This window comes from uncultured Reyranella sp. (genome assembly GCF_945957355.1).
Taxonomy (GTDB): domain Bacteria; phylum Pseudomonadota; class Alphaproteobacteria; order Reyranellales; family Reyranellaceae; genus Reyranella.
Genome location: NZ_CAMFKM010000002.1, coordinates 347,931 through 373,194 on the forward strand (window position 1 = coordinate 347,931; position 25,264 = coordinate 373,194).

23 protein-coding genes and 1 tRNA gene are annotated in these 25,264 nt (G+C 67.0%); 10 read left to right on the forward strand and 14 right to left on the reverse strand.

Features of this window, described 5'->3' with window-relative positions; translation table 11 throughout:
• Positions 1–95: 95 nt before the first annotated feature.
• On the reverse strand, positions 96–1,697 hold the full coding sequence (locus Q0Q48_RS04745) for an ABC transporter substrate-binding protein (protein WP_295134758.1): 1,602 nt from the start codon (positions 1,695–1,697) through the stop codon (positions 96–98).
• A 180-nt stretch (positions 1,698–1,877) separates the two neighbouring features.
• Here Q0Q48_RS04745 and katG point away from each other — a divergent pair, with 180 nt between their 5' ends.
• Positions 1,878–4,061, forward strand: a complete 2,184-nt coding sequence (gene katG, locus Q0Q48_RS04750) for a catalase/peroxidase HPI (protein WP_295134761.1) — start codon at positions 1,878–1,880, stop codon at positions 4,059–4,061.
• Positions 4,062–4,613: 552 nt separating this feature from the next.
• On the opposite strand, the gene Q0Q48_RS04755 is transcribed toward katG, so the two are convergent.
• Complete coding sequence (locus Q0Q48_RS04755; protein WP_295134764.1) at positions 4,614–5,075, reverse strand: nuclear transport factor 2 family protein; 462 nt, start codon at positions 5,073–5,075, stop codon at positions 4,614–4,616.
• The gene (gene cobT / locus Q0Q48_RS04760) at positions 5,068–6,090 is read right to left on the reverse strand and encodes a nicotinate-nucleotide--dimethylbenzimidazole phosphoribosyltransferase (protein WP_295134767.1); all 1,023 of its coding nucleotides are present in this window, start codon (positions 6,088–6,090) and stop codon (positions 5,068–5,070) included. Before cobT ends, Q0Q48_RS04755 begins: the two co-directional genes overlap by 8 nt.
• Positions 6,091–6,144: 54 nt before the next feature.
• On the opposite strand from cobT, the gene cobS reads away from it, so the two are divergent.
• From cobS to Q0Q48_RS04785, 5 genes are all read left to right on the forward strand, one after another.
• Positions 6,145–6,969 (forward strand): adenosylcobinamide-GDP ribazoletransferase, encoded by an 825-nt coding sequence (gene cobS / locus Q0Q48_RS04765; RefSeq protein WP_295134770.1) that lies wholly within the window; start codon positions 6,145–6,147, stop codon positions 6,967–6,969.
• Positions 6,970–7,005: 36 nt separating this feature from the next.
• Positions 7,006–7,677, forward strand: a complete 672-nt coding sequence (locus Q0Q48_RS04770; RefSeq protein ID WP_295134773.1) for a histidine phosphatase family protein — start codon at positions 7,006–7,008, stop codon at positions 7,675–7,677.
• On the forward strand, positions 7,674–8,528 hold the full coding sequence (locus Q0Q48_RS04775; RefSeq protein WP_295134776.1) for a class I SAM-dependent methyltransferase: 855 nt from the start codon (positions 7,674–7,676) through the stop codon (positions 8,526–8,528). The genes Q0Q48_RS04770 and Q0Q48_RS04775 overlap by 4 nt, the downstream gene beginning before the upstream one ends.
• On the forward strand, positions 8,528–9,097 hold the full coding sequence (gene cobU / locus Q0Q48_RS04780; RefSeq protein WP_295134779.1) for a bifunctional adenosylcobinamide kinase/adenosylcobinamide-phosphate guanylyltransferase: 570 nt from the start codon (positions 8,528–8,530) through the stop codon (positions 9,095–9,097). The genes Q0Q48_RS04775 and cobU overlap by 1 nt, the downstream gene beginning before the upstream one ends.
• A 95-nt stretch (positions 9,098–9,192) precedes the next feature.
• Positions 9,193–9,879, forward strand: a complete 687-nt coding sequence (locus tag Q0Q48_RS04785; protein WP_295134782.1) for a lipid-binding SYLF domain-containing protein — start codon at positions 9,193–9,195, stop codon at positions 9,877–9,879.
• A gap of 151 nt (positions 9,880–10,030) precedes the next feature.
• On the opposite strand, the gene Q0Q48_RS04790 is transcribed toward Q0Q48_RS04785, so the two are convergent.
• The 9 genes from Q0Q48_RS04790 to Q0Q48_RS04830 form a co-directional block, all read right to left on the reverse strand.
• Positions 10,031–10,690, reverse strand: a complete 660-nt coding sequence (locus Q0Q48_RS04790) for a CoA transferase subunit B (protein WP_295134785.1) — start codon at positions 10,688–10,690, stop codon at positions 10,031–10,033.
• Positions 10,691–10,700: 10 nt separating this feature from the next.
• A complete protein-coding gene (locus tag Q0Q48_RS04795) occupies positions 10,701–11,402 on the reverse strand; it encodes a CoA transferase subunit A (RefSeq protein ID WP_295134788.1) in 702 nt (233 codons plus the stop codon).
• Positions 11,403–11,477: 75 nt separating this feature from the next.
• Complete coding sequence (locus tag Q0Q48_RS04800) at positions 11,478–12,287, reverse strand: enoyl-CoA hydratase/isomerase family protein (RefSeq protein WP_295134791.1); 810 nt, start codon at positions 12,285–12,287, stop codon at positions 11,478–11,480.
• A 4-nt stretch (positions 12,288–12,291) separates the two neighbouring features.
• Complete coding sequence (locus Q0Q48_RS04805) at positions 12,292–13,182, reverse strand: DMT family transporter (protein WP_295134794.1); 891 nt, start codon at positions 13,180–13,182, stop codon at positions 12,292–12,294.
• 37 nt (positions 13,183–13,219) lie between these two features.
• The gene (gene gltB, locus Q0Q48_RS04810; protein WP_295134797.1) at positions 13,220–17,764 is read right to left on the reverse strand and encodes a glutamate synthase large subunit; all 4,545 of its coding nucleotides are present in this window, start codon (positions 17,762–17,764) and stop codon (positions 13,220–13,222) included.
• 82 nt (positions 17,765–17,846) lie between these two features.
• Positions 17,847–18,032 (reverse strand): 4-oxalocrotonate tautomerase, encoded by a 186-nt coding sequence (locus Q0Q48_RS04815; protein ID WP_295134801.1) that lies wholly within the window; start codon positions 18,030–18,032, stop codon positions 17,847–17,849.
• Positions 18,033–18,050: 18 nt separating this feature from the next.
• The gene (locus Q0Q48_RS04820) at positions 18,051–18,662 is read right to left on the reverse strand and encodes a glutathione S-transferase family protein (RefSeq protein WP_295134804.1); all 612 of its coding nucleotides are present in this window, start codon (positions 18,660–18,662) and stop codon (positions 18,051–18,053) included.
• 3 nt (positions 18,663–18,665) lie between these two features.
• On the reverse strand, positions 18,666–20,108 hold the full coding sequence (locus Q0Q48_RS04825; protein ID WP_295134807.1) for an NAD(P)-dependent oxidoreductase: 1,443 nt from the start codon (positions 20,106–20,108) through the stop codon (positions 18,666–18,668).
• Positions 20,109–20,363: 255 nt separating this feature from the next.
• A complete protein-coding gene (locus Q0Q48_RS04830) occupies positions 20,364–21,317 on the reverse strand; it encodes a complex I NDUFA9 subunit family protein (protein WP_295134810.1) in 954 nt (317 codons plus the stop codon).
• Between the two features lie 136 nt (positions 21,318–21,453).
• Between Q0Q48_RS04830 and Q0Q48_RS04835 the strand changes: the two genes are divergently transcribed.
• A tRNA-Leu gene (locus Q0Q48_RS04835) sits at positions 21,454–21,538 on the forward strand.
• A 75-nt stretch (positions 21,539–21,613) separates the two neighbouring features.
• On the opposite strand, the gene Q0Q48_RS04840 is transcribed toward Q0Q48_RS04835, so the two are convergent.
• Entirely contained in the window at positions 21,614–21,874 is a 261-nt protein-coding gene (locus Q0Q48_RS04840; protein ID WP_295134813.1) for a hypothetical protein, read from the reverse strand.
• Positions 21,875–22,149: 275 nt separating this feature from the next.
• On the opposite strand from Q0Q48_RS04840, the gene Q0Q48_RS04845 reads away from it, so the two are divergent.
• From Q0Q48_RS04845 to Q0Q48_RS04855, 3 genes are all read left to right on the forward strand, one after another.
• The gene (locus tag Q0Q48_RS04845; protein WP_295134816.1) at positions 22,150–22,773 is read left to right on the forward strand and encodes a ribonuclease H-like domain-containing protein; all 624 of its coding nucleotides are present in this window, start codon (positions 22,150–22,152) and stop codon (positions 22,771–22,773) included.
• An 82-nt stretch (positions 22,774–22,855) separates the two neighbouring features.
• Complete coding sequence (gene rpoN / locus Q0Q48_RS04850) at positions 22,856–24,394, forward strand: RNA polymerase factor sigma-54 (RefSeq protein ID WP_295134819.1); 1,539 nt, start codon at positions 22,856–22,858, stop codon at positions 24,392–24,394.
• A gap of 129 nt (positions 24,395–24,523) precedes the next feature.
• Entirely contained in the window at positions 24,524–24,994 is a 471-nt protein-coding gene (locus Q0Q48_RS04855; protein WP_295134822.1) for a PTS sugar transporter subunit IIA, read from the forward strand.
• A gap of 36 nt (positions 24,995–25,030) precedes the next feature.
• Here the strand turns inward: Q0Q48_RS04855 and Q0Q48_RS04860 are convergent, their stop codons facing one another.
• Complete coding sequence (locus Q0Q48_RS04860; protein ID WP_295134824.1) at positions 25,031–25,258, reverse strand: DUF1150 family protein; 228 nt, start codon at positions 25,256–25,258, stop codon at positions 25,031–25,033.
• Positions 25,259–25,264 lie beyond the last annotated feature (6 nt).

A 25,264-nucleotide genomic window follows, 5' to 3' on the forward strand; every position in this document is an offset into this window, starting at 1 on the left:
CTTCGAGACGGTCGTGGAGTTTACCCCGAGGTACTCGAGGGGCGACCTCCTCGGGATGAGGCCAAGTGTTTGTGATGCTCTTGAAGTCCCGCTTTCTACTTCATCGTGATCGGCGAGAAGTCCTGGAACCAGTTCTGGGCCTGGATGAAGCCCGTGACCTTGGGTGACAGGGCGCGTGGCGCCACGTCATGCGTCACGAACAGGAACAGCGCGTCGTCGACGATCTTCTCGTGGACCTTCTTCAGCGCCTCGTCCTGCGCCTTCTGGTCGAAGGTCGTGCGCGCCTTCTCCAGCAGGGCGTCCATGCCCGGGTCCTGGTAGAAGCCCCAGTTGGTGCCGTTGGGCGCCACCAGCTTCGAATCGAGATGGCGGATGAAGGCGGTGAACGGGTCCTGGATGAAGTAACTGAAGTTCAGCGCGCTGGCGCCCTTGGCCTGATCCGACTTGGCGCCGGCCCGCCACAGGTTGATCAGCGTGTTCCACTCGGCGACCTCGAATTCGATCTTGATGCCGACGTCCGCCAGGTTCTGCTGGATGTACTCGTTCATCGGCAGCGGCAGCATCTGGCCCGAGCCGGAGCTCGAGATCAGCACCTTCGCCGTCACCGGCTTGGCCTTGCTGAAGCCCGCCTCGGCCAGCAGCTTCTTCGCCGCCTCCGGATCGTACTTCACGTCGAAGCTCGGATTGCCGAACCACTGGCTGCCCGGCGTGAGGAAGCCCTTGGCCGGGATCATCATGCCCTTCAGCAGCACCTTCAGCCCCTCGCGGTCGACGGCGAGGTTGGCCGCCTTGCGGACGCGGATGTCCTTCCACGGCGAGCCGTCGGCGAAGGAGAGGTGCCAGGTCCAGTTGTGAGGATAGGCGTTGCTGATCAGCTTGAAGCCGGCCTTCTCCAGGCTGGGGATCGCGTCGGGCGAGGGCGCCTCGATCCAGTCGACCTGACCCGAACGCAGCGCCGCCGTGCGGGTCGCGGGCTCAGGGATCGGCAGCAGCACCATCTTGTCGAGCTTCGGTACGCGCGCCTTGTCCCAATAGTCCTTGTTCGGCGACAGCTCGGCGCGGGTCTGCGGCTGGAAGGCCGTCAGCTTCCACGGGCCGGTGCCCGACGGCGTCTGCGCGAACTTGTTCCAGTCCTTGCCGACCTTCTCCCACTGGGCCGGGCTCGACATCATCACCCAGGAGATCTGGTAGGGCAGGAAGGCGTCGGGCGTCTTGGTCGTGATCTCGACCGTCCGGTCGTCGATCACCTTGTAGGAGGCGACGGCGGGAATGCGCGAGCGGCCCTGCGCCGCCTGCTTGGGGTCGAACTGCGGCGCCTTCTCGTTCAGCAGCTTCTCGAGGTTCCAGACCACGGCGTCGGCCTTGAAGTCGCTGCCGTCGTGGAACTTCACGCCGTCGCGCAGGGTGAAGGTCCAGCGGGTCGGATCGGCCTCGTCGACCTTCCACGAGGTGGCGAGGCCCGGCACCAGCACCGAGGCCTTGTCGGCCGAGGACAGGTCCCAATTGATCAGCCCGTCATAGAGCGTGTAGCCCATGAACCGCATGCCTTCGCCGCCCTGATCGGTCTGGCCGGTGGTCAGCGGAATGTCGGAGGCGGTCATGCCGATGCGCAGCGTGCCCTGCGCCAGAACCGGGGTCGCGGCCAGCGAGGCCAGCAGCGCGACGGTTCCCAGAACGGCTTTCTTGGCGAGAATCATGACGAAGGTCCCTGTCTTCCTTGTGGTCGTTGCCGCCGCAGACGCGAGAACCATGCCAAAGGATAGGTGGCGCCCCCGTCCCACCCGTTCGAAACTCAAGTCCGTTCGACAAAGAACGTGACTTCTAATTTAGAATCGTTCTAAATTTAGGCCGCGAGCCTAGAACATGAGGGATGGACGATGACGACCGAGAGCAAGTGCCCTTTCAGCGGCGCCCCCAAGGGACCTTCGAACCGCGACTGGTGGCCCAACCAGCTCGACCTGCAGGTCCTGCACCAACATTCCCCGCTCTCCAACCCGATGGGCGAGGCCTTCGACTACGCCAAGGCGTTCAAGAGCCTCGACCTCGATGCCGTCATCAAGGACCTGAAGGCCCTGATGACCGATTCGCAGGATTGGTGGCCGGCCGACTTCGGCCATTACGGCCCGTTCTTCATCCGCATGGCCTGGCACAGCGCCGGCACCTATCGCGTCGGTGACGGCAGGGGCGGCGCCGGCGGCGGCCAGCAGCGCTTCGCCCCGCTGAATTCGTGGCCCGACAACGTCAATCTCGACAAGGCGCGCCGCCTGCTCTGGCCGATCAAGCAGAAGTACGGAAACAAGCTCTCCTGGGCCGACCTGCTGATCCTCACCGGCAACGTCGCGCTGGAATCGATGGGCTTCAAGACCTTCGGCTTCGGCGGCGGCCGCGCCGACACCTGGGAGCCCGAGCAGGACATCTACTGGGGCCCCGAGGGCAAATGGCTGGCCGACGAGCGCTACAGCGGCGACCGCCAGCTCCAGGGCTCGCTGGGCGCGGTGCAGATGGGCCTCATCTACGTCAATCCCGAGGGCCCCAACGGCAACCCCGATCCGGTCGCCGCGGCGCGCGACATCCGCGAGACCTTCGCGCGCATGGCGATGGACGACGAGGAGACGGTGGCGCTGATCGCCGGCGGCCACACCTTCGGCAAAACCCACGGCGCCGGTGATGCCGCCTTGGTCGGGCCGGAGCCGGAAGCCGCGCCGATCGAGCAGCAGGGGCTGGGCTGGAAGAGCAGCTTCGGTACCGGCAAGGGCCATGACGCGATCGGCAGCGGCCTCGAAGTCACCTGGACCTCGACGCCGACCAAGTGGAGCAGCAACTTCTTCTGGAACCTGTTCGGCTACGACTGGGAGCTGACCAAGAGCCCGGCCGGCGCCCATCAGTGGGTCGCCAAGAACGCCCAGGCGACCGTGCCCGATCCGGCGGACCCGTCCGACCCGTCGAAGCGTCGCCTGCCGACGATGCTGACCACCGACCTGTCGCTGCGCTTCGACCCGGCCTACGAGAAGATCTCGCGGCGCTTCTACGAGAACCCCGACCAGTTCGCCGATGCCTTCGCGCGGGCCTGGTTCAAGCTCACGCACCGCGACATGGGTCCGATCGCGCGCTACCTCGGCCCGCTCGTGCCGAAGGAACACCTGATCTGGCAGGACCCGATCCCTGCCGTCGACCATCCGCTGGTTGGCGAGGCCGAGATCGAGTCCCTCAAGGCGAAGCTGCTGGCGTCGGGCCTCACCGTGTCGCAGCTCGTCACGACCGCGTGGGCCTCGGCCGCGACCTTCCGCGGCGCCGACAAGCGCGGTGGCGCCAACGGCGCGCGCATCCGCCTGGCACCTCAGAAGGACTGGGCGGTCAACCAGCCGGCCGAGCTCTCCTCGGTGCTGCAGAAGCTCGAAGCGGTGCAGGCCGAGTTCAACGCCTCGGTGACGGGCGGCATGAAGGTCTCGCTGGCCGACCTGATCGTGCTGGGCGGTGTCGCCGCCGTCGAGAAGGCGGCGAAGGCCGCCGGCCATGACGTGAAGGTCCCCTTCACGCCGGGCCGCACGGACGCCTCGCAGGAACAGACCGACGCGCACTCCTTCGCGCCGCTCGAGCCGACCGCCGACGGCTTCCGCAACTTCGTCGGCACGAAGATGGCGCAGTCGCCGGAGGAACGTCTGGTCGACCACGCCCAGCGCCTGACCCTGACCGCGCCCGAGATGACGGTGCTGGTCGGCGGCCTGCGCATGCTGGGCGCCAATGTCGGTGGCTCGACGCACGGCGTCTTCACCGACAGGAAGGAGACGCTCAGCACCGACTTCTTCGTCAACCTGCTCGACATGGCGACCGAGTGGCAGCCGGTCGCCGGCGATGACGGCGTCTACGAGGGCCGCGACCGCAAGTCCGGCGCCGTGAAGTGGACCGGCACGAGGATTGACCTGATCTTCGGCTCGCACAGCCAGCTCCGCGCGCTCGCCGAGGTCTATGCCCAGTCCGATGCGAAGGAGAAGTTCGTGAACGACTTCGTCGCCGCCTGGACCAAGGTCATGAACCTCGACCGCTTCGGCCTCCACGCCTGAGCCGCGGTACCTGAAAAGAGAAAGCCCGCCCGGTGAAAGCCGTGGCGGGCTTTTTGCTTCAACAACGACCTCACCCTGAGGAGCGCTTCGCAGGAGCGCGTCTCGAAGGGTGGGCACGAGCGCCACGCCTGTTGCCCATCCTTCGAGACGACGTGCTAGGCACGTCTCCTTGTATCAAGAGACGGCCGCGCCGACAGGGTTTTGAGAAGATCCATTGTTTCCGCCCAAATTTCCTATTGGGTCGATCAAGCGAGCGGCGCGAAGCGATGTCGACAGATGTGCGGTCCGATTTATTGCTAATGACCAAGAGCCATCTGGATAAATCTAAATCTGGCTTATGATTTAGAGAAAGCACGGAACACTACTTTGTCTAGCTGCATGGCTTCTGCTGTACGACGATCTCAGCGATTTCCCACCGACGTTCGAGGAACGGTGTATTCGCATGGCTTTCGTTTTGATCGTGTCGGCGGCTATCGGCGCTATCGCGTTTTGGTTCGTCGACCGTCGACTACGAGTCCGCAGCCTGCTTTCTGACGACGATATCCGCTGAGGTTACGCCAACTGCGTCGCCTGACTCACCGCCAGCTCCCACCCGTCTTTCGCCGTCACGTACACTGAGACCCAACGGACATCGTAGGTCTTCTGGTCGGCAACGTTCAGGATCGGGCTCGTGCCGGTGACGATCACGGTCGGGCCGGTGAAGACTCGGAAGACGAGGTCGGAGGCGGGGGCGGCTTCGATCATGGGCTCGCCGGCCATCGCGGCGGCGAGGCGGGCGTCCCTAGTTTCGAGTTTTCCGGTCTCGGTCGTGTGTGTGAAGCCGTCGGCGTAGAGTGCGCGCAGGGCGGCGAGGTCTTTGGCGCGTACGGCCTTCGCGAGTTTCGCGCGGAAGTCGGTGACTTCCTGGATGAACTTCTTCGCTTCCGCCGAATCGGGCTGGCGCGGCGGATGGGCGAAGGCTTCGGAGGCAAGAGCGAGAAGCGGGAGTCCCGCGAGCAGGGTGCGTCTACGCATCCTTCGAGGATACGCCGGCCTCCGCGAAGGTCGCCATGCCGTTGTGGCAGGCGGCGGCGGCCTTGAGCAGTGGCACGGCGAGCGCGGCGGCCGAGGCTTCGCCCAGGCGCATGTCGAGGTCGAACAGCGGGCGCAGGCCGAGTTCGGCGAGCAGGCGCGTGTGGCCGGGCTCGGCCGAGCGGTGCGCGACCAGGCAATGGTCGAGGGCGCGGCGGTCGACGGCGCGCAGCACCGCGGCGGCGGCGGTGCAGGCGAAGCCGTCGAGCAGCACCGGGATGCGGCCCATGCGGGCGGCCACGATGGCGCCGGTCAGGGCCGCGAATTCCTCGCCGCCGACCGCGGCCAGCAGTTCGAGCGGATCGCGGCGGGCGATCGCGTCCTTGTGGAAGGCCAGCGCCTCGTCGATCACCGCGACCTTGTGCGCCAGCGCCTTGCCGGAGACGCCGGTGCCGGGCCCGGCCCAGTCGGCGCCGCTGCCGCCAAAGAGTGCGGCGCAGAGCGTGGCGGCGGCCGTCGTATTGGCGATGCCCATTTCACCGAGGCACATCACGTCGATGCCGGGTTCGGCCGCCATCATGCCGTAGGCCATGGCGTTGGCCGCCCGCGTCTCGTCCATCGCCGGCCCTCGCGTGAAGTCGGCGGTGGGATGGTCGAGGTCGAGCTCGTAGATGCGCAGGTCGGCGTCGATCGCGGCGGCGAGCTGGTTGATGGCGGCGCCGCCGTTCAGGAAGTTCTTCACCATCTGCTGCGTGACTTCGGGCGGATAGGCCGAGACGCCGCGGGCGGCGACGCCATGGGTGCCGGCGAAAACCGCGATGCGCGGCCGCTCGACCCGCGGCTGGGCGCGGCCCTGCCAGCAGGCCAGCCACTCCGCGATCTCCTCGAGCCGGCCGAGCGAGCCCGGCGGCTTGGTCAGTTCGGCCTGGCGGCGGACCACCTCGGTCTGGGCGGTGAGATCGGGTCCCGGCAGGTCGCGCAGGATCCGGCGCATTTCATCGAAGGAGGCAGCCGACATTGTTTGTCCGGGGGCATTCTGGAAGGGGCCGGACCATCCTATATTCGGGGCACCATGACCAGTCCCCACGAGCCCTCCTCTTCCTCCTTCGGCGGCGGCGCCCACCGCCCGGCGTCGTTCGACGAATGGCTGCAGGCCTTCAAGGAGCAGATGACGTTCTTCACCGGGCTGAAGCTCGATGTCGGCCTGCCGCGCTGGCCACTGGCCGACGTCCTGCCGGTGCTGCCCTTCGTCGGCGCGGCGATCGGGCTGGCTTCCGGGCTGGTCTTCGCCATCGTGCGCGGCATCGCGGGGCCGGGCTGGCTGGCGGCCGTGCTGGCCGTCGGCGCCGCCGTGATCCTGACGCGCGCCCTGCACGAAGATGGATTGGCCGACACCGCCGACGGGCTGGGGCCGCATGCGCTGGAGCCGGCGCGGCGCCTCGAGATCATGCGCGACAGCCGCAACGGCACGTTCGGCGTGCTGGCGCTGGCGCTCACGGTGCTGATCAAGGTTGCCTGCCTCGCGCAGTTCGGCGCCGCCACCGGGCTGGTGGTGCTGATCTCGGCCCACGCGCTGTCGCGCGCCGTGCTCGCCTATCCGCTGCTGGCCTTCTCGCCCGTCCATGCCGACGGGCTGGGCGCGACCGTGGGCAAGCCGACCGACAACGATGTCTGGATCACCATCGGCATCGGCGCGGGGCTGGCGTTCCTGCTGATGCTCGGCAAGGGCCTGTTCGTCGCGATCCTGGCGCCGCTCGCCGTCCTCGCCTCCGCCTGGTTCGCCTCGCACTGGATCGCCAGGCGGCTCGGCGGCTACACCGGCGACACTTTGGGCGCCGTGCAGCAGAAGGCGGAGGTCGTCTTCCTCGTGGTGGCGGCGCTGTTCATCGGCGGCTAAGAAAGCCTCCGCGTAAGAGTCCAGCGGAGGAAGAGCATGGCGACGGGCGCCAAGATCACGGGAGCGGTGACGCGGTGGTGGTGGGTGCGGCACGCGCCGGTGCCCAATCCGGAGCGCCGTTGCTACGGCCAGTCCGACATGGATTGCGACGTGAGCAACGAGGCGCTGTTCCGTCACCAGGCGAAGCTTCTGCCCAAGGGCGCGGTCTGGTACGCCTCCAACCTGCTGCGCGCACGCAAGACGGCCGAAACGCTCGCCAAGGCAGGGGCGGAGATGGACACGCTCAACATCGATCCCGACCTCGCCGAGCAGCATTTCGGCTCGTGGCAGGGACTGACCTATGTCGAGATCGCCGAGAACCACGCCAACAACCATCTGTTCTGGCTGGGGCCGCCGGAATTCCGGCCCGAGGGCGGCGAGAGCTTCGTCGACCTGCGCGAGCGCACGGTGCGCAGCATCGACCGGCTGACCGCCGAACACAAAGGCCGCGACATCGTGGCGACGGCGCATGGCGGCACGATCCGCGCCGCGCTGGCGCATGCCTTCGACCTCCATCCCGAGGCGGCGGTGCGTTTCGAGATCGACAATGTCTCGATCACGCTCATCGAGCATTTCGAGCAGGCCGATCCCCAGCATGCCTGGCGCGTGGCCTTCGTGAACTACATGCCGCGCGAGATCGTGCTGGCCCATGCCGGCGGGCCTGCGTGACGGCGGCCGCGAAGTCCACCGTCGAGCTGGCGGCCGAACAGGCGGCCCACTGGAACGGTGCGGGCGGGCAGAACTGGTTGAAGGCGCAGGCGCGGCTCGACCATCTGATGGCCGGGATCACCCGAGACGCGCTGGCGCTGGCGAACGCGCAGCCCGGTGAAAAGGCGATCGACGTGGGCTGCGGCCCCGGCACCACGACGGCGGCGCTGGCGGCCTCGGTCGGACTCGCGGGTCACGTGCTGGGCGTCGACATTTCCCGGGTGCTGATCGACGCCGCCCTGACACGGCGGCTCTCCAACGCGACCTTCGTGGTGGCCGATGCCGGCGCGCATCCCTTCGAGCGGGCGTCCGCCGACCTGATCTTCTCGCGCTTCGGTGTCATGTTCTTCGCCGATCCGGTCGCCGCCTTCACCAACCTACGGCGTGCCCTGAGGCCGTCGGGCCGGCTGGCCTTCGTCTGCTGGCGCAGCGCGCCGGAGAATCCCTGGAGCCTCGCGCCGGTGAAGGCGGCTGCGCCGTTTCTGACGCTGCCGCCACGGCCCGGTCCAGAGGATCCCGGCCAGTTCGCCTTCGGCGACCGTGCCCGGGTCGAGCGTATCCTGAAGGGGGCGGGCTTTACCGGCCTCGCGATCGAGCCGCTCGACGTCGAGATCTGGATGGGCCGCGACCCGGCCGATGTCGTGGTCAATGCCGGCCGCTTCGGCCCGCTGGCCCGGCCGCTGGCCGAGGCCGAGCCGGCGGCGGCCGCCCGGGCCAAGGCCGCCATCGTCGAGGCGCTGGCGCCGCACGCCACGAAGGACGGCGTGTCGCTGCCGGGCGGCTGCTGGCTGGTGAGCGCCCGGCCCGGCTGATGGAACATATCTCGACCTTCCCGCTGCCGCCGGTGACGCTCGTCCTCGGCGGCGCGCGCTCGGGCAAGAGCACCCATGCCGAGCGCCTGGTGACGGGTACCCTGCATGGCGGGGCGCCACGGCCGGCGGTCTATATCGCCACCGCCGAGCCGGGCGACGTCGAGATGGCGACCCGGATCATGGCCCACCGCACCCGCCGCGGCGCCGTCTGGACCACGATCGAGGAGCCGCTGAAGCTCGCCGAGGTGCTGGAGCAGGCGGCCAGCAGGGGCCAGCCGATGCTGGTCGACTGCCTCACCCTCTGGCTCTCGAACCTCATGCATGCCGGCGAGGACGTCGACCAGGCGACCGACGAGCTGGTGCGGTCACTCGATGATCACAACCAGCCGGTGGTGTTCGTGAGCAACGAAGTGGGCCTCGGCATCGTGCCCGAGACCCCGCTCGGCCGGACCTTCCGGGACGCGATGGGCCGGCTGAATATGCGCATTGCCGAGCGCGCCGACCGGGTGATCCTGATGGCAGCGGGCCTCCCCCTGACCATGAAGGACCGGCCGGCCCGGCCGCGCTGAGGCTCCTCAACCCGGCGGCGAAACGTGGTATGGTTCGGCCGTTGTGACCATCCAGGCGCTCCCCGGCGTCGGTCGCCAGCCAAACGGAGCCATAAATGAAGCTCGATCGCCGAACCGTCCTTTCGGGGGCTGCGGCCGCGTTCGCCGCGCCGTTCCTCGTGTCCCAGCCGGCCCGCGCCGATGCCAAGCGGCAGTCGCTGGTCGATTCCTGTCTCGCCACGGCCCGGAAAATCCTGGGCGGTCCCGACTTTCCCGATGCCGCCGGACAGATGGTCAATGCACGCGGCGTCCTGATCATTCCCGAACTCGTCCAGGGCGGGTTCATCTTCGGCGCCGCCGGCGGCCGCGGCGTGCTGTTGGGCCGGTCTTCGCCCAACAACTGGAGTTACCCGGCCTTCTACCTCATGGGCTCCGGCAGCGTCGGCCTGCAGGTTGGCGGCAAGGTCTCCGAGATCGTGTTCATCATCCGGACCGAGAAGGGTCTGCAGGCGGTCATCGACCACAAGTTCAAGTTCGGCGCGGAAGCGGGCGTGACCATGGTCGCGGTCGGCATCGGCCTGGAGGGCGCCTCGACGGCGGCCGGCGGCGCCGACATCGTGGCCTTCGCCAACTCGCAGGGCCTGTTCGCCGGCGCCTCGATCGAGGGCTCCTACATCGACGCCGACAACGACTGGAACGCGCTCTACTACGGCGCCGGCGCGACCGCGAAGGGCGTCGTGCTGGATCGCCGCTACACCAATCCTGGCGCCGAACCGATCAGGCAGTATCTGTCGAAGTGGTAACCCCGTCGTCTCGACCGTAGCCTCGCGCAGCGAGGCGGAGTGGAGAGACCTTCTCTCAACGAGTTGACGGCTTTTGGTGGAGAGAAGATCTCTCCACTCCGCGCCTTCGGCGCTCCGGTCGAGATGACGGAGCTATTGTAGGGCTGGATCCCTACTCAACCTTCAATCCAGCCGTGATCGACAGCTTGGCCTTGGTCTTCGCCTTGACCTCGTCGACGGTGACGCCGTCGGCGAGTTCGATCAGCGTGACGCCGCCATTGCCCTTCTTGTCGACGGTGAAGACTCCCAGTTCGGAGATCACCATGTCGACCACGCGGCGGCCGGTCAGCGGCAGGGTGCATTCGGCGAGCAGCTTCGAGGCGCCGTCCTTGGAGACATGCTCCATGGTGACGATCACGCGCTTCACGCCGGCGACCAGGTCCATGGCGCCGCCCATGCCCTTCACCATCTTGCCCGGGATCATCCAGTTGGCGAGGTCGCCGTTCTCCGCCACTTCCATGGCGCCCAGGATGGAGAGGTCGATATGGCCGCCGCGGATCATCGCGAAGCTGTCGGCCGAGCTGAAATAGGACGTGCCCTTCACCTCGGTCACGGTCTGCTTGCCGGCATTGATGATGTCGGCATCGACCTCGTTGTCGTAGGGGAAGGGGCCGACGCCCAGCATGCCGTTCTCGCTCTGCAGCGTGATGTCGACATCCTCGGGCACATAGTTCGACACCAGCGTCGGGATGCCGATGCCGAGGTTCACGTAGAAGCCGTCTTCCAGTTCCTTGGCGGCGCGTGCCGCCATCTGATCGCGGGTCCAGGCCATCGTTCTCTCCTCAAGCCTTGCGAATGGTGCGCTGTTCGATCTGCTTGTTGTAGGGCGCACCGCAGAAGATGCGCTTCACGAAGACCGCCGGTGTGTGGATGTGATCCGGATCGAGCTCGCCGACCGGCACCAGCTCCTCGACCTCGGCGACGCAGACCTTCGCGGCGGTCGCCATCATCGGATTGAAGTTCCGCGCGGCCTTCCGGTAGATCAGGTTTCCCGACGTGTCGCCCTTCCAGGCCTTGACCAGCGCGATGTCGCCGAACAGGCCGCGCTCCATCACATATTCCTCGCCGTCGAAGACCTTGGTCTCCTTGCCCTCGGCCACCAGGGTGCCGACGCCGGTCTTGGTGTAAAAGGCCGGGATACCCGCGCCGCCGGCGCGGCAGCGCTCGGCCAGGGTGCCCTGCGGGTTGAACTCGAGCTCCAGCTTGCCCTCGAGGTAGAGCTTGGCGAAGGTCTTGTTCTCGCCCACGTAGGAGCTGATCATTTTCTTCACCTGCCCGGTCTCGAGCAGCAGGCCGAGGCCCGCGCCGTCGATGCCGGCGTTGTTCGAGACGCAGGTGAGGCCCTTCACGCCTGAGTCGCGGACCGCGCCGATCAGCCTCTCGGGAATGCCGACCAGGCCGAAGCCGCCGCACATCAGCATCAGATCGTCGCGCAGCAGGCCCTCGAGCGCCGACTTCGCATCCTTGTAGACCTTGTTCGCCATCGCTGTGTTCCGTCCTCGCCTGCCCGTAGTCGCTGGGGGTCTCGGCATATGGAAGCCGTCGCACTGACCTGTCAATCAGTCGCGGATGCTGCGCTTTCCCGCGACGAATTCCCCCATCAGCCGGTGTCCATCGTCGCTCACGGCGAGGTCCATGAACAGCGTCCGTTCGTTGGCCAGCCCTTGTGACAGAGGCGTTTCAGCCGCCGACCGGACCAGCCGCTTGATGTGCGCCACCGCCCGCGGCGGCTGGGCGGCCAGGCGCCCGGCCAGGGTGAGCGCATGGTCCAGCACCGGCCCGTCGACTGCGGCATGAACCATGCCGAGGCTCGCCGCCTCGTCGGGCGACACGGTGCGGCCCAGCAGCGACAGTTCGAGGGCTCGCGCCTCGCCGACCAGGCGCGCGAGGCGCTGCGTGCCGCCGGCCCCGGCCAGGATGCCGATGTTGATCTCGGGCTGGCCGAGCCAATAGGGGCCGCGCTCGGCCAGGCGGATGTCGCAGGCCATGGCGAACTCGAAGCCGCCGCCCATCGCCGTGCCGTTGATCGCGGCGATCGCCGGCTTGGGCGCGGCTTCGAGGCGGGTCAGGATTTTGTGAAAGGCGCTTTCGGGCGAGGGCCGGTCGAGCGAGAAGGTTGCGCCCTTGGCACGCAGCTTCGCCGACAGCGCCAGCAATTCGGACACGTCATAGTGCTCGATGAATACGCCCTTCAGCGCGCCGGTGAAGACCAGCACCCGCACGGTGTCGTCGGCCAGCAGCCCGTCGACCGCCGCGTCGAGTTCGCCGACCATCGCGGCGTTCATGTAGCCCTTGGGCGGATTGTTGAAACGGACGACGGCGATTGTGGCGGCGCCGGCGTCACGCCGTTCGATTTCGATCAGGGACATGGGCTCAATTGTTCCTGTCGAGGATCACGATGGCAATTCCCGCGATCACCAGCGCCGTGCCGATCGCCAGCGGCCAGGTGACGGGCTCGCCCACCAGCACGACCGAGCTGGCGATGGCGAGCAGCGGCACGCCCAGCATGCCGAGCGAGCCGGTGACCGGCGGCAGGGCGCGCGCGACCGAGACGGCGGCCCAGGTCGCCGTCGGGCCGGCCAGTACGCCGAGATAGAGCAGGGACAGCCACAGCGACGGCTGCCGCGGGTCGAGATGGCCGGCGGGTTCGAGGACGAAGGCGAGGATCCAGAGCAGCACCGTGGCCACGCCCATCTGCCAGGGCAGCACGTCGAGCGGCGACATGCGCCAGGAGTGGCGGCGGGCATGCAGGATGGCCAGCGCCCAGGTGAAGCCCGCAGCCAGCAGCCAGCCGTGGCCCAGCATTACCCGTCGGTCGCTCCAGTCGAAGCGCAGCGGATCGACCAGCACAAGGATGCCCGCGACCCCCAGCATGGCGCCGAGGAAGGCCCGGCTTCCGACTTTCTCGCCGACCATCCAGGAGAGGGGCACCATCCAGAGCATGGTCGTGTAGGCCAGAACGCCCGAACGGCCCGGTGGCACGATCTGCACGCCGAGATTGGCGAAGGCGAAGAAGCAGGTGAGTTGCAGCGCGCCGACCGACAGGATGATCGGCCAGTCGGCGCGGCCGGGCCAGGCGAGCCGCTTTAGCGCCGCCACCAGGACGAACGCCGTCGTCGCCGACAGGGTGGCGCGCGCCGCTGCCAGCCAGATCGGCGTGCCGGCGCCCAGGCCGATCCGGATTACCGGCCAGGCCAGGCCGAACAGCACGACGACGAGGCCGAGCTGCAGCCACGCCACGCGCGAGGGCCGCGCGTCGCTCATGGAGGTTTCCTCCTGCCGTCTGCTCTTCGGGGCGCGATTAAGCGCGCTTTTCCTGAGCGAGGCTAAGCGGCTGCGGCAGGCGCGTCAGCATTTCCTTTGGCACCACCTGCCAGAAGCGCTCGACCTCGCGGGTCCAGTCGTTCAGCAGGCGCGCGCCCAGCGGCGACTTGGTCTCGGCGACGTGTTCGACCACCAGGGCCTTGAGCACGGACTCCCAGTGCGGATGGTCGATGCGCTGCCACGTCACCGTCTCGGGATTGACCTTCAGCTTGAAGGCATCTTCCGGGTCGTAGAGGAACGCCATGCCGCCGGTCATGCCGGCGCCGAAATTGACACCGACTGATCCCAGGATCACCGCCGTGCCGCCGGTCATGTACTCGCAGCCGTTCGAGCCCAACCCCTCGACCACGGCATCGGCGCCCGAGTTGCGCACGGCGAAGCGCTCGCCGGCGCGGCCCGACGCGAAGAGCTTGCCGGCCGTCGCACCGTACAGGACGGTATTGCCGATGATGGCGTTGGCCTCCGGCACGAGAGGGCTGGAGACGGTCGGCTTCACCACGATGGTGCCGCCGCTCAGGCCCTTGCCGACATAGTCGTTGGCGTCGCCGAACACTTCGAGCTTCATGCCCTGCACGGCGAACGCGCCCAGCGACTGCCCGGCGGTGCCGCGCAGGAGGACCGTCACCGTGTCGGGCGGCAGGCCGGTCATGCCGTACTTGCGCGTGATCATGGCGGCCAGGCGCGTGCCGACGGCGCGATGGGTGTTCCGCACGCTGTACTGGAGCTGCATCTTCTCGCGGTGCGTGAAGAGCGGCTGCACGTCGCGCAGCATCTGCGCGTCGAGCGTGTCGGGTACCTCGTTGCGGCCCTCGACCGTGCAGTGAACGATCTCGCGACCGCCATCGGCCCGCGTCAGCAGCGGGTTGAGGTCGAGATCGTCGAGATGGCGCGCGCCGCGGCCGACCTGCTTCAGCAGGTCGGAGCGGCCGACGATCTCGAGCAGCGACCGATAGCCGAGCTGCGCCAGGATCTCGCGCACCTCCTCGGCGACGAAGCTGAACAGGTTGACCACCTTCTCCGGCGAACCCTCGAACTTCTCGCGCAGCTTCGGATCCTGGGTGCAGACGCCCACCGGACAGGTGTTGGAATGGCACTGCCGCACCATGATGCAGCCCATGGCGATCAGCGAGGCCGTGCCGAGCCCATACTCCTCGGCGCCCAGCATGGCGGCGATCACCACGTCGCGGCCGGTCTTGATGCCGCCGTCGGTGCGCAGCAGCACCTTCTCGCGCAGGCGGTTCAGGGTCAGCACCTGGTGCGCCTCCGACAGGCCCATCTCCCACGGGATGCCGGCATACTTGATGCTGGTCTGCGGCGAGGCACCGGTGCCGCCATTGTGGCCCGACACCAGGATCACGTCGGCCTTGGCCTTGGCGACGCCCGCCGCGATCGTACCGATGCCCGAGCGCGCGACCAGCTTCACGGTGACGCGCGCCTCGGGATTGATCTGCTTCAGGTCGTAGATGAGCTGCGCCAGATCCTCGATCGAGTAGATGTCGTGGTGCGGCGGCGGGCTGATCAGGGTGACGCCCGGCGTCGAGTGACGCAGCCGTGCGATCATCTCGGTGACCTTGAGGCCGGGAAGCTGGCCGCCTTCGCCGGGCTTGGCGCCCTGCGCCACCTTGATCTCGAGCTCGCGGCAGTTGTTCAGGTACTCGGCGGTGACGCCGAATCGGCCGGATGCGACCTGCTTGATGGCCGAGGAGGCGTTGTCGCCATTCGGCCGCGGCCGGTAGCGCGCGGCATCCTCGCCGCCTTCACCCGAGTCGGACTTGGCGCCGATGCGGTTCATGGCGATCGACAGCGTCTCGTGCGCCTCCGGGCCGAGAGCGCCGAGCGAAATGCCGGGCGCGACCAGCCGCTTGCGCAGTTCGGTGATCGACTCGACGTCGTCGAGCGCGACCGGCGCGCGGTCGGGCTTGAAATCCAGGAGGTCGCGCAGGTTGATCGGCGGCTGGCGGCGCACCGCCTCGCTGTACTTGCGGTACTTCGCATAGGACCCGGTGTTCACCGCGTCCTGCAGCATGTGGATCAGCGCGCCCTCGAAATTGTGCCGGTCGCCGCCGCGGCGCGCCTTGTAGAAGCCGCCGATCGGCAGCGCGATCACGTCCTCGTCGAAGGCGCGGGCATGCTGTTCGGCGATCTCCTCCTGCACGCCGCGCAGTCCGATGCCGGAGATGCGCGAGGGCATGCCGGGGAAGAACTCGGCCACCAGCGAGCGCGACAGGCCGACCGCTTCGAAGTTGCAGCCGCCGCGATAGGACGACAGAACCGAGATGCCCATCTTGGACATCACCTTGAGAAGGCCCTCGTCCAGCGCCTTCTTGTAGTTGGCGAGGCACTGGCCGAGCGACAGCTTGCCGAACAGGCCGCGCGCATGACGGGCCGCGATCGTCTCCTCGGCGAGGTAGGGGTTCACCGTCGTCGCGCCGACGCCGATGATGACGGCGACATAGTGCACGTCGAGGCATTCGCCCGAGCGCACGTTCAGCGAGGTGAAGGTGCGCAGCGACTGGCGCACCAGGTAGGAGTGCACGGCGCCGGCCGCCAGGATCATCGGCAGCGCGGCCCGGTCCGGGCCGATATTGGCGTCGGTCAGCACGATGTGCAGGCAGCCGCTGCGGACGGCGTCCTCGGCCTCCTTGCAGATGCGCTCGAAGGACTGGCGCATCGCGTCGAGGCCACCTTTCGGATCGAAGGTGCAGTCGATACGGGCCACCGTGTCGCCCATGTACTTGCGCATCGCCTCGAACTCGGCGTTCAGCACGATCGGCGATTGCAGCGACAGCATCTCGCTCTGGTCGGGCGTCTCGTCGAGGATGTTGCCGAGATTGCCCAGCCGCGTGCGGATCGTCATCACGTTGCGCTCGCGCAAGCTGTCGATCGGCGGGTTCGTCACCTGGCTGAAGTTCTGACGGAAGTAGTGGTGCATGCCGCGATAGGTGTCGCTCAGCACCGCGAGCGGCGCGTCGTCGCCCATCGAGCCGACGGCTTCCTTGCCGTCCTCCACCATGGGATGGAGGATCGCCTCGAGATCCTCGATCGACCAGCCGGCCGCGAACTGCCGGCGGCGCAATTCGTCGGCGGGAAAATGCTCGGCGGCCGGCGCGTCCTGCCGGATCAGCGAATCGAGCTCCACCGTGCGCTGCGTCCAGCTCGCATAGTCGTGCGTGGCGGCCAGCATGTCCTTCAGCTCGCGGTCCTTGTAGACCCTGGGCTGGTCCATATCGACCGCCAGCATCTCGCCGGGACCGAGACGGCCCTTCTCGACGATCTTGGCCTCTTCCTGCGGCACCATTCCGGCCTCCGAGCCGGCAATCAGCAGGTTGTCGGACGTCATCACGTAGCGCATGGGCCGCAGCCCGTTGCGGTCGAGCCCGACCAGCGCCCACTTGCCGGCGACGGCGGCGATGGCGGCCGGCCCGTCCCACGGCTCCATGACGCCGTTCACGTAGTTGTACATGGCGCGATGCTCGGCCGGCACGTTGGGGTTCGTGGCCGAGGCTTCGGGAATCATCATCGTCTTGACCATCGGCAGGTTGCGATGGCCGCGCACCAGCAGCTCGAACACGTTGTCGAGCGCCGACGAGTCGGACGCGCCGGGCTGCACGATCGGCTTCAGGTCCTCGATGAAGCGGCCGAAATTCTCGTGCTCGAGACGGGCCTCGTGGCTCTTCATCCAGTTGACGTTGCCCAGGATGGTGTTGATCTCGCCATTGTGGGCGAGGACGCGGAAGGGCTGCGCCAGCTTCCATTGCGGGAAGGTGTTGGTCGAATAGCGCTGGTGGAAGATCGCGAAGCGCGAGACGAAGCGCTCGTCGAGCAGGTCGGGATAGAAGGCCGACAGATGCTCGGCGAGGAACATGCCCTTGTAGACGACCGAGCGGCAGGAGAGTGAGCAGACGTAGAACTCGGCGATGTTCTCGGCCAGCGCTGCCTTCTCCATGCGCCGGCGCAGGATGTAGAGCTGCTTTTCGAACTCGCGGTTGTCGAGCTTCGCGTCGCCGCGGCCGATCAGGATCTGCTCGATCTCGGGCCGCGTCTCGTTGGCCTTGGCGCCGATGACGGAGATGTCGACCGGCACCTGGCGCCAGCCCAGGATCGTGTGGCCGAAGCGCAGGATCTCGGTCTCGACGATGGTGCGGCAGCGCTCCTGCGCGCCGAGGTCGGTGCGCGGCAGGAACACCATGCCGACCGCGATGCGGCCGACCTGAGGGACCTCGCCGCTCGAGTCGCGGACATATTCCTTGAAGAAGTCCTGCGGGATCTCGACGTGGAGGCCCGCGCCGTCGCCGGTCTTGCCGTCGGCGTCGACTGCGCCGCGGTGCCACACGGCCTTCAGCGCGTCGATGCCCGCCGCGACCACATCGCGGCGTCGCTTGCCGTCCAGCGCGACCACGAGCCCGACGCCGCAGGAATCGAGCTCCGCGGCAGGGTTGTAGCCATAGGCGGCGGTGAGCTTCTCGGTCCCACTCCTGTAGTCGCGGACGAACTGCTCGGCATCGAAGGGGCGTGTGGTCATGGGACTAATCCTTACCGTGGCTTCCCCCCTCCGGCTTTTCAGGGAGGGGGCAGGCAGCGCGACGGGTCTTTCGGTCAGAAGGTCATGTGTCGGAGAACAGCTTGCCGGCTTCGGCCCAGTTCTCTTTCTTGATGTCGGTCAGGATGATCTGCACGGCGTCGGGCGTGCAGCCCAGCGCGCGGCAGGTGCCCTCGGTCAGCTCCTTCGCCAGCGCGCGGCGCTGCTCGATGGTGCGGCCCTCGAACATCTGGACGTTGATCATCGGCATCTTCTTCTTCTCCCTTGGTCAGAACGTGTGATCGATCGCGACATGGCAGGGCTCTGCCTTCACGCGCGCCATCCAGGCGGTGATGTTCGGATAGCGCGACAGGTCGAACCCGCCCTCGTCGGCGACATGCGTGTAGGCATAGAGCGCGATGTCGGCGAGGCCGTAGCGGTCGTCGACGAAGAAGGTGCGGGTCGCGAGATGCTTCTCCATCACGTCGAGGGCGGCGTAACCCTTCTTCATGATGTCGGGCAGGTTGGCTTCCTGCTGCGGCGAGAGCTTGTCGAGGAAATGCTTCCAGAAGCGCGCCACGGCGATATAGGGCTCGTGGCTGTACTGCTCGAAGAACATCCATTGCAGCGTCTTCGCGCGCGCCAGCCGGTCGGTCGGCGCGAACGGCGTGCCTTCGGCGAGGTACCAGAGGATCGCGCCCGATTCGAAAAGGAACGTGCCGTCCTCCAGCTCGAGCGTCGGGATGCGGCCGTTCGGGTTCTTCGCCAGGAACTCCGGCGTGCGCGTCTCGCCCTTCAGGATGTCGCGCTCGATGCGTTCGAACGGCAGGCCGAGCTGCGACATCAGCAACCAGACCTTGTAGCCGTTGCCCGACCCGGTGAAGTCATAGACCTTCAGCATCGTCTACTCCGCTGCGATCCGTGCGGCGGCCAGCGCCTTGCCCGCGAGATAGGTGTGGACGCGCTCGGCGGCGTCGCGGCCGTCGCGCACCGCCCACACGACCAGCGAAGCGCCGCGCACGATGTCGCCGGCGGCGAACACGCCGTCGAGGCTGGTCATCATGCTCTTCCAGTCGATCTTCAGCGTGTTCCAGCCGGTGACTCCGAGGTCAGGCGCGCTCATCGCCGCCGGCAGATCCTCGGGATCGAAGCCCAGCGCCTTCAGCACGAGATCGGCCTCGATGTTGACGTGGCTGTTGGGAATCTCCTGCGGCGTCTGGCGGCCCGAGGCGTCGGGCATGCCGAGATGGATGCGCACGGTGCGGACGTGGCTCACCGTCTCCTGGCCGAGGAACGCCTGTGGCGCGGCCAGCCACACGAACTCGACGCCTTCCTCCTCGGCGTGCTTCACCTCGCGCTGGGAGCCAGGCATGTTTGCGCGGTCGCGGCGATAGAGACACTTCACGGACTTCGCGCCCTGGCGCACAGCCGTGCGCACGCAATCCATCGCGGTGTCGCCGCCGCCGATCACCACGACGTCCTTGCCCGCCGCATTCAGCATGCCCGATTCGAATTCCGGTACCGAGTCGCCCAGACCGTGACGGTTCGAGGCGGTGAGATAGTCGAGCGCCGGGGCGATGCCCGCGAGACCGACGCCGGGGGCGGCGATGTCGCGTGCCTTGTAGACGCCGGTGGCGATGAGTACGGCGGCGTGGCGCGCGCGCAGCTCCTCGAGCGACACGTCGCGCCCGACGTCGCAGTTCAGGTGGAAGGAGACTTTCGAATCGCGCAGCAGCTTCTCGCGGCGTTGCACGATCTCCTTCTCGAGCTTGAAGTTCGGGATGCCGTAGATCAGCAGCCCGCCGACCCGGTCGTAGCGGTCGTAGACGGCGACCTGGTAGCCCTTGCGGCGAAGCTGCTCGGCCGCGGCGAGGCCCGCGGGGCCGGCGCCGACGATGCCGACGCTCTCGGGCCGCTCGCGCCGTGGCTGGATCGGCTTCACCCAGCCGCGCTGCCAGGCCGTGTCGGTTATGTACTTCTCGACCGAGCCGATCGTGACCGATTCGAACCCCTTCTCGATGACGCAGTTGCCTTCGCAGAGCCGATCCTGCGGGCAGATGCGTCCGCAGATCTCCGGGAAATTGTTGGTCGCGGAGGAGAGTTCGTATGCCTCTTCGAGCCGGCCCTCGGCGGTGAGCTTCAGCCAGTCCGGGATGTTGTTGTGGAGCGGGCAATGGATCTGACAGAACGGCACGCCGCATTGCGAGCAACGGGCGGCCTGTTCGGCGGCCTTGTCCCTGGCGAAGCCCTCATAGATCTCGTCGAAGTCGCGGCGCCGTTCGGCGGCCGGCCGCTTGTCGGGCATGGCTTGCGGCGTTCCGACGAACTTCAGCATCCTCTCGGCCATCCCCGGCTCCTCGGACAAATTGTGAAATTTTATTACGCAAGAAGCGCGCCGACCGCGCCTTCACGCCATTGTTGGAGGCCTTAGACCATGTCTCTCGTCGATAGTCAACTATGTTGACCTAATTATCGACGGCCTTCACGCCTCCACCCATCATTCTCTCGTGGAGCGATTCGGTCAATCCTGAGATGATTCCATTATGGGACTAATTGCTTCAGGCAAGCATAAGAGCCGTCTGTGACGTCTTTGTTGGATCAGTCAGGCCGGGGCGTGGAGATTGTAGCGGCCGCCGATGCGGTAGCGGTCGAGGTACATCGGCAGGATGGCCTCGGCGGCCGTTGCCTCGATGCCGAGCGCCGCCAGGCCGGGGGCACCGGGGCGGGCGACATTGTCGGTCACCAGCAGGTCGACCTGGTCATGGGTCAGGGGCGGGACGGGCAGGAACTCGGAAAAGAACCCCGCGATCCGCATCAGGCTGGCCGGGATGCCGACGATCCGCTTGTGGCGGTCGGTTTCGCGCAGCACGAGAGCGGCGATCTCGCGGTAGGTGTAGACGCGCGGACCACCCAGTTCGAACACGGTCCTGGCCGTGTCGGGACGTTCCAGCACGGCCACCACGGCCGCGCCGAGATCGCCCACGAAAACCGGCTGGACCCTGGCCGACCCGTCGCCGACCACCGGCAGGAACGGCGCCTGCTTGGCGATCTGGCCCATGCGGTTGAACATCGCGTCCTCGGGCCCGAAGACCACGCTCGGGCGCAGGATCGTGGCGTCCGGGAATCCCGCGACGATCGCATCCTCGGCGTCGACCTTGGAGCGGATGTACTTGTTCGTCGAATTGCGCTGGTCGGCGCCGATGCCGGACATATGTACCAGGCGCTGGACGCCTGCGGCCTTAGCGGCCTCGGCGATGGCCCGCGAACCCTCGACATGGACGGTCTGGTAACTCTGGCGGCCGCGCTGGAAGGCAATGCCGGAGGCATTGACCACCGCCTGGCTGCCGGCGACGGCGGCCTTCACCGACGCGGCGTTGCGCAGGTTGGTTCGCACCAGCGTGATCTGGCCGACATCGCCTGCGGTCTTGATCCGCTCCGCCAGCTCGATGCGCCGGCAGGCGATGCGAACCTGGTATCCCTCGTGCGCCAGCGCGCGCACGATGGCGCGGCCGACGAAGCCGCTGCCGCCAAAGACGGTGACCTGCTTGATGCTCATGGATGCTGCCTATAGCCCAATGCCATGACGGTTCAAGGGGCGAAGCGCGCCCGCGCGCTGTCGCGCGAGTGTCTACACCGGTTGACATCGGCGCGACGCGGCCCTAACTCAGCGCCCGCACTAGACCGCATGCCGTGCCCAGGTGGCGGAATTGGTAGACGCACTAGTTTCAGGTACTAGCGCCGCGAGGCGTGGAAGTTCGAGTCTTCTCCTGGGCACCATGCGGCTGGTTTCTCCTTTGAAGCCAGATATTCGAGCCGCATCCGCGGCCGTCGGCAGCAACGTCGCCGCCCGGATCAACGCCGGATAAAAACAGCATAGACCATCAATATGGCGAAGCCTGCTGCGCCGCTTGCGGTTGCGTAGGCCAGGGTGATCGGAATTCGCCACTTGCGGTGCTTGTGGGCGAGAATGCGCAGATGTTCACGGCGGGTCATGCCGCCCGGGAAATCATATTTGCCCGGGGGGTCCTCGATGTTGGCTGTCGCGCGCCGCCAACCCACAACGGCGCCCATGATGGCAAACAACGCAACGACCGCCAGTACCATGTAGTTCATCGCATCTGTCTCTTGCCTCGGTCCGATGCCGACGATTCAGTATAGCCATTTCTTCTCGCACGGATCGATTACGGTCGCTGCGACAAAGCAGGCACTGAGGCCGATGGATCAAGTGTGTACCGCACGTCACCGTCAATCCCGGCAATATGGACGTCGCTTCCGGACTGGCGTACATACTGACCGCGTGCCGCATCTTCATGTGGAATATCAATAGTTTAGGCGCCGCCGGAGCATTTGCCTCCGGACGACGTGCTGGCCAGCTGGAGCATTTATAGATGGCGATCAGCCTTCACCGGGGCGACCTTCCCGCGGATCTCTCGTTCGGCTCCGTCGTCGCCATCGATACCGAGACCATGGGCCTCAACCCCCATCGCGACCGGCTTTGCCTCGTGCAGCTTTCGGCGGGCGACGGCAACGCCCATCTGGTCCAGATTCCGCGGGGAGCGCCGAAGGGCGCGGCCAAGGCGCCGCGGCTCGCCGCCCTGATCGCCGATCCCAAGGTGTTGAAGCTCTTTCATTTCGGCCGCTTCGACATCGCCGTGCTCGAGCATTCGCTCGGCGTTCGCTGCGAGCCGGTCTATTGCACCAAGATCGCGGCCAAGCTGGTGCGCACCTTCACCGACCGATTCGGGCTGAAGGAACTGTGCCGGGAGTTGTTGGGTGTCGATCTCTCCAAGCAGCAGCAGACCTCGGACTGGGGGGCCGATAGCCTGACCGATGAGCAGCTTGCCTACGCCGCTTCGGACGTTCTGCATTTGCACGCCCTCAAGGCCAAGCTCGACCTGCTTCTGGAACGCGAGGGGCGCCGTGAGCTGGCGGATGCCGCCTTCGCCTTTTTGCCCACCCGTGCACGGCTGGACATTGCGGGCTGGCCCGAGACGGATATTTTCGCACATTGAAATATCGGCCGTGATGAATTTGGCACGGTTTTTGCTGTAGTTTCCTCACGGGGAGGTCCGTAGACCTTCAGGGTGGGGTGCCATGCGTATCGGTCCGAGTCTAATCCTCGCGTCACGCCAGACTTTGGCAATGACGCCGCAGCTCCAGCAGGCCATCAAGCTGCTGCAGTTCTCGCACCTCGAGCTTGCCGCTTTCATTCAACAGGAACTGGAAAAGAATCCGCTGCTGGCCGAGGGCTCCTCGGACGAGGGCCCTTCGGTCGACCATGAAGGCCCCGCCATCGAGACGCCGCGCGATACGGCCGAAGCGCTCTCGGCCGCCGCGCCGGCCCTTGCCGAAGCCGACGATCGCTGGACCCGTGAACATGCCGACCGTGGCGGCGACGCCGCCGCGAGCCGCGCCGGCCAGCGTGAGGATGCGCCCGAGGCGCTGGATTTCGTGGCCGAGCGTCCGCAATCGCTGGCCGTTCATGTGCTCGAGCAGATCGAGCTCATGTTCAAGGATCCGGCGGAGCGCCGTATCGCGCTGAAGATCGCGGAAGGCCTCGACGAGGCCGGTTACTGCCGCCTCGACGTCGCCGCCGTTGCCGAGGCCGTCGCCAGCGACATCGCACTCGTCGAAAAGATCTGGGCCCGGCTGCGTCAGATGGAGCCTGCCGGTCTGTTCTCCCGGACCGTCGCCGAGTGCCTTGCGGCGCAGCTCGTCGAACGCAATCGTCTCGATCCGGCGATGAAGGCGTTGCTCGAGAATCTCGATCTCGTCGCCGCCGGCGAACTCGGCCAGCTCCGCCGTCGCTGTGCCGTCGACGACGAGGATCTGCGTGACATGCTGGCCGAGCTCCGCACGCTCGACCCGCGACCGGGCCAGGCCTTCGAGTTCGAGCCGATCCAGCCGGTGCAGCCCGATCTCTATCTGACGCCGGCCAAGGATCCCGAGACCGGCGAGGATGGCTGGCACATCGAGCTCAACACCGACGCGCTGCCCAAGGTCCTGGTCGATCGTAACTATCACGCGACGTTGATGAAGGGCGCCCGCGCCAAGCCCGATCGCGACTTCGTCGCCGAGCGATTCCAGTCAGCCAACTGGCTGGTCAAGACGCTGGAGCAGCGCGCCACCACGATCCTCAAGGTCGCGCGCGAGATCGTGCGCCAGCAGGACGGCTTCTTCCGCCACGGCGTCAGCGCGCTGAAGCCGCTGGTCCTGCGCGATATCGCCATCGCCACCGAGCTGCACGAGAGCACGGTGAGCCGTGTCACCTCGAACAAGTACATCAATACGCCGCGTGGCATCTTCGAACTGAAGTACTTCTTCACCTCGGCACTGCCGGCGCGGACGCCCGGCGTCGTCGTCTCCTCGGAATCAGTGCGGTCGCGTATCCGCCTGCTCGTTGGCGGCGAGAACGCGCACCAGCCGCTCAGCGACGACCGTATCGTCGACCTGCTGAAGGGCGAGGGCATCGAAATCGCGCGTCGGACCGTGGCGAAGTATCGTGAGGCCATGCGCATACCGTCGTCGGCGGAGCGTCGTCGCCTGGGCCGGTTGGGCATGAGTCGCCAGATGCCCTCAGTTCTGCCGCATGCCGCCGCCGCCGCCCAGGCGATGAGCGGCTCGGCCGACTGAGGCGGGTCGCGCGGCGGGGCGCGGCGTGCCCGCGAACCATGGCTTGACCCGACCGGGGGACGCGCCTATAGGGGCGCACCCTTCGCAGGGGCGACCAAAGTTTGCGCTCGCTAACCCATTGGTGACATTGTGGAAATCGCCGATTTGCTGACCGGTCCGGACGCCGTTCTGGCCAGCGCCAAGGCGACCGGGAAGAAGGCGCTGCTGGCGGAACTCGCCAATCGTGCCGCCGGTCTTTTCAACATCGACGAACGCAAGCTGTTTGACCGCCTGCTCGAGAGGGAGCGCCTGGGATCGACCGGCATCGGCGGCGGCATCGCGATCCCGCACGGCCGGTTGTCGACCATGACGAAGCCGATGGGTGTCTTTGCGCGCATGGCACATCCCGTCGATTTCGACGCGATCGACGAACGTCCCGTGGACATCGTGTTCCTGCTGGTCACGCCGGAGGGTGCCGGCGCCGATCATCTCAAGGCGTTGGCGCGCGTGTCACGCCTGCTGCGTGACCGCAGCCTCGTGGAGAAGCTGCGGGCGACGGAGAATGCCGAGGCGCTCTACGCGCTACTTGTCGAGACGGTGCAGGCACAGAGCGCTGCCTGAACCGCCTCAGTCTTGAGCTTTCCCGGCCCGGCTTCCTCAGTGCACCAGCGCGGGCTCCAGCTCGTGCTGGCGGATCAGCGCCTGGGCGATCTCGATCGAGGGAGCCGATGCCATCGGCTTGCCGTCGGCCGAGAAGATGCCGACGGCGTGCGCGCCATCGGGAAGGCTGACGTCCTTTACATAGGCAATGTGCTCGGCACCGAGGCTGAGAAACGCTTCCTCGGCGAGAGGGGTAAACGTCACGACATTGTTTTCGTTTTGCATGGCTAC

Excerpts from the sequence above, each read along its gene's own strand:
- Q0Q48_RS04745 (WP_295134758.1), bottom strand. The coding sequence starts at position 1,697 with ATGATTCTCGCCAAGAAAGCCGTTCTGGGAACCGTCGCGCTGCTGGCC.
- katG (WP_295134761.1), top strand. The coding sequence starts at position 1,878 with ATGACGACCGAGAGCAAGTGCCCTTTCAGCGGCGCCCCCAAGGGACCT.
- Q0Q48_RS04755 (WP_295134764.1), bottom strand. The coding sequence starts at position 5,075 with ATGCGTAGACGCACCCTGCTCGCGGGACTCCCGCTTCTCGCTCTTGCC.
- cobT (WP_295134767.1), bottom strand. The coding sequence starts at position 6,090 with ATGTCGGCTGCCTCCTTCGATGAAATGCGCCGGATCCTGCGCGACCTG.
- cobS (WP_295134770.1), top strand. The coding sequence starts at position 6,145 with ATGACCAGTCCCCACGAGCCCTCCTCTTCCTCCTTCGGCGGCGGCGCC.
- Q0Q48_RS04770 (WP_295134773.1), top strand. The coding sequence starts at position 7,006 with ATGGCGACGGGCGCCAAGATCACGGGAGCGGTGACGCGGTGGTGGTGG.
- cobU (WP_295134779.1), top strand. The coding sequence starts at position 8,528 with ATGGAACATATCTCGACCTTCCCGCTGCCGCCGGTGACGCTCGTCCTC.
- Q0Q48_RS04785 (WP_295134782.1), top strand. The coding sequence starts at position 9,193 with ATGAAGCTCGATCGCCGAACCGTCCTTTCGGGGGCTGCGGCCGCGTTC.
- Q0Q48_RS04790 (WP_295134785.1), bottom strand. The coding sequence starts at position 10,690 with ATGGCCTGGACCCGCGATCAGATGGCGGCACGCGCCGCCAAGGAACTG.
- Q0Q48_RS04795 (WP_295134788.1), bottom strand. The coding sequence starts at position 11,402 with ATGGCGAACAAGGTCTACAAGGATGCGAAGTCGGCGCTCGAGGGCCTG.
- Q0Q48_RS04800 (WP_295134791.1), bottom strand. The coding sequence starts at position 12,287 with ATGTCCCTGATCGAAATCGAACGGCGTGACGCCGGCGCCGCCACAATC.
- Q0Q48_RS04805 (WP_295134794.1), bottom strand. The coding sequence starts at position 13,182 with ATGAGCGACGCGCGGCCCTCGCGCGTGGCGTGGCTGCAGCTCGGCCTC.
- gltB (WP_295134797.1), bottom strand. The coding sequence starts at position 17,764 with ATGACCACACGCCCCTTCGATGCCGAGCAGTTCGTCCGCGACTACAGG.
- Q0Q48_RS04815 (WP_295134801.1), bottom strand. The coding sequence starts at position 18,032 with ATGCCGATGATCAACGTCCAGATGTTCGAGGGCCGCACCATCGAGCAG.
- Q0Q48_RS04820 (WP_295134804.1), bottom strand. The coding sequence starts at position 18,662 with ATGCTGAAGGTCTATGACTTCACCGGGTCGGGCAACGGCTACAAGGTC.
- Q0Q48_RS04825 (WP_295134807.1), bottom strand. The coding sequence starts at position 20,108 with ATGGCCGAGAGGATGCTGAAGTTCGTCGGAACGCCGCAAGCCATGCCC.
- Q0Q48_RS04830 (WP_295134810.1), bottom strand. The coding sequence starts at position 21,317 with ATGAGCATCAAGCAGGTCACCGTCTTTGGCGGCAGCGGCTTCGTCGGC.
- Q0Q48_RS04840 (WP_295134813.1), bottom strand. The coding sequence starts at position 21,874 with ATGAACTACATGGTACTGGCGGTCGTTGCGTTGTTTGCCATCATGGGC.
- Q0Q48_RS04845 (WP_295134816.1), top strand. The coding sequence starts at position 22,150 with ATGGCGATCAGCCTTCACCGGGGCGACCTTCCCGCGGATCTCTCGTTC.
- rpoN (WP_295134819.1), top strand. The coding sequence starts at position 22,856 with ATGCGTATCGGTCCGAGTCTAATCCTCGCGTCACGCCAGACTTTGGCA.
- Q0Q48_RS04860 (WP_295134824.1), bottom strand. The coding sequence starts at position 25,258 with ATGCAAAACGAAAACAATGTCGTGACGTTTACCCCTCTCGCCGAGGAA.